The 2,691-nt window shown below is 50.2% G+C and carries 3 protein-coding genes; all 3 read left to right on the top strand.

Annotated features, from left to right (window positions below; genetic code table 11):
- Positions 1 to 60 precede the first annotated feature (60 nt).
- Positions 61 to 288, top strand: coding sequence for a stalk domain-containing protein (locus INT19_RS13880; RefSeq protein ID WP_319022198.1), 228 nt, complete (start codon positions 61 to 63; stop codon positions 286 to 288).
- Positions 289 to 653: 365 nt separating this feature from the next.
- Positions 654 to 2,006 (top strand): NADP-specific glutamate dehydrogenase, encoded by a 1,353-nt coding sequence (gene gdhA, locus INT19_RS13885; protein WP_193061208.1) that lies wholly within the window; start codon positions 654 to 656, stop codon positions 2,004 to 2,006.
- Between the two features lie 123 nt (positions 2,007 to 2,129).
- A complete protein-coding gene (gene rnk / locus INT19_RS13890) occupies positions 2,130 to 2,543 on the top strand; it encodes a nucleoside diphosphate kinase regulator (protein WP_193061209.1) in 414 nt (137 codons plus the stop codon).
- Positions 2,544 to 2,691 lie beyond the last annotated feature (148 nt).

A 2,691-nucleotide genomic window follows, 5' to 3' on the forward strand; every position in this document is an offset into this window, starting at 1 on the left:
CAGGTGGTGTGGGCGGACGGGGACTAGCTCCCCTCCGACCCGATATTGCTCATCGACCAAGTGCTTCGCTCTTCGGGAGCAACCTATGAACTCAATGATGACAGCAATGAGTTGTTGATCACTTATGGCGAGACTGAAATTCGAGTGCCCTTGGGGGAGACGCAGGCGCTCTACAATGGGGAGCCCGTTGTACTCTCTGCTCCTGCCAGGCTGCATGATGGGGAAGTTCAGGTAGAACGTAGCTTCGTGCACGATCTTTTTAGTCATCCGTGTCATGGTAGAAGCTAGCGATGCTCAGCTTGCTCAGTGGTGTGCTGAACACATAGCGAATGCATTGCCAAAAGTTGCTTAACGCATCCCTGGATTTGATTTGGGTGCTAATTTTTCTGAGTCCAATGCGTCAAAAAGTCTATGACTCTCTCTTTTACCACAGCGGCTCATTGTCGGTATCTTTTTTCGTTTATAGATCGTTTATTAGCTTTACCTTATTGCACCATAAGGGAGCGAATTGTTTGCCACTTTAGTCTATTTTTTCTGATTTTTTTGCCTATACCGAACCGGTATAGGGTATGCAGGTTTCTGCGCCCGCAGTTAAATATGTCAACGCTCTGGCCAGCAAATTTACGTTTTTAAACTGTAAGTGGTGCCTGTTTATGCCTTATGTTCACGATACGCTGATGCGTTTAGCAAAAAGTAGCCCTGCACAATCAGAGTTTTACCAAGCGATAGAAGAAGTACTGGAATGCCTTCGTCCGTTGTTTGAGCGTGCGCCGCATTATCATCAGCACAGTATTATTGAGCGTATTGTTGAGCCTGAACGTCAGGTGATGTTTCGGGTGAGCTGGGTGGACGATGCTGGGCGCGTCCAGGTGAATAAAGGCTATCGCGTGCAATTTAATTCAGCACTTGGTCCTTATAAGGGTGGGTTGCGTTTTCACCCCAGTGTGACGTCGGGCACTATTAAGTTTTTAGGGTTTGAGCAGATCTTTAAAAATGCGTTAACCGGTTTGCCTATTGGTGGGGGCAAAGGCGGTTCTGATTTCGATCCCAAGGGTAAGTCAGATAACGAAATTATGCGCTTTTGTCAGTCGTTTATGACAGAGCTTTATCGTCATATTGGCCCGCTTTCCGATGTGCCCGCAGGGGATATTGGTGTCGGCGCGCGAGAAATTGGTTACCTGTTTGGCCAGTATAAGCGTTTAACAGGACGCTACGAAGGTGTGCTGACCGGCAAAGGGCTGAACTGGGGTGGCTCGCTTGGCCGTAAAGAGGCCACGGGTTATGGTGCGGTCTATTTTGCGCAGAATATGTTGGCGGCCAAAGATGAAACGTTGCGTGGTAAGACCTGTTTAGTATCTGGGGCGGGTAACGTAGCGATTTATACCATCGAGAAGCTATATGAGCTGGGTGCCAAGCCGGTCACTTGTAGTGATTCCAAAGGGACTATTCATGATCCGAGCGGCATCGATTTAGGTTTGCTTAAGCAGCTGAAAGAAGTGCAGCGTGTGTCGTTGGAAAATTATCTGCACGAGCATCCTGACGCGCACTATATTTCGGCTCGTGATTACCCACAGGATGGCCATGCGGTGTGGCGTATTGAAGGTGAGGCAGCGTTCCCTTGTGCAACACAAAATGAGCTTACCGAAGCCGATGCGAAGGCGCTGTTGGCTAACGGTGTCACCTGTGTGAGTGAAGGGGCCAACATGCCCTCTACAAAAGAGGCGGTGGACCGCTTTTTGGAAGCGAAAATCGCCTATGGGCCTGGTAAGGCGGCAAATGCCGGCGGCGTGGCGACCAGTCAGCTAGAAATGGCGCAAAACAGTAGTATGGAGCAGTGGCCGTTGGAGAAGGTTGACGAGAAACTTAAGCAGATTATGGCGGATATTTATCGCCAGTGTGCCGACACGGCCAGTGAGTTTGGCGAGCCGGATAACCTTGTATTGGGTGCTAACATTGCTGGCTTCCGTAAAGTGGCCGATGCGATGATTGAGCAGGGTGTTATATAGTCGCTTTTATTAGCCAAACCACATACACTGTTACAACACAGTCCTTTCCCTTTGGGGAAGGGCTGTTTTCATTGGTGCGTTATAAAAAACACGACAGTTAATTACTTTCTAAGGAGAGTAGAAATGGGGCAGCGTCCTACTATTATCATCAATCGCCTTGATGCGGATCGGCTTCAGCGTCTGATTGATACGGCATCTGAAAAAGACATGATGGTGGCGGAGCTACTTGAAGAGGAGTTGGCCCGTGGAGAGGTGCTTGATCCCCAAGATATCCCGGAAGATGTGGTAAGCATGAACAGCCAAATACGCTTCACTGACTTAACCCGTGAGCGTCAGATGATTCGAACGCTGGTGTATCCTCATGCCCTTGGGAGTGTTGAGGACGGTATCTCGGTGATGGCACCGATTGGCGCGGCGTTAATTGGTTTGCGAGTGGGTGATGTCATTGAGTGGCCGCTCCCCAATAATACGGAAGTTCGTCTGCGTATTGATGCAATATTTTGGCAACCCGAGCGTGAAAAGCAGTTTCATCGCTGACACTTCCCGCCCGTCTCGCTTCGCGCTTTGGGCGAGGGTTCTGAGATCACCCCCAGAACCTTCCTGCTTCGATACGCCTTCACTAGACAATGGCTAAGCCGCTGCCCCTGCTCCAGTCGCTCCACAGGCTACCACCCCCCCCCCCCCC

The sequence above is a fragment of the Halomonas sp. 3A7M genome, from assembly GCF_014897875.1.
Taxonomy (GTDB): Bacteria; Pseudomonadota; Gammaproteobacteria; order Pseudomonadales; family Halomonadaceae; genus Vreelandella.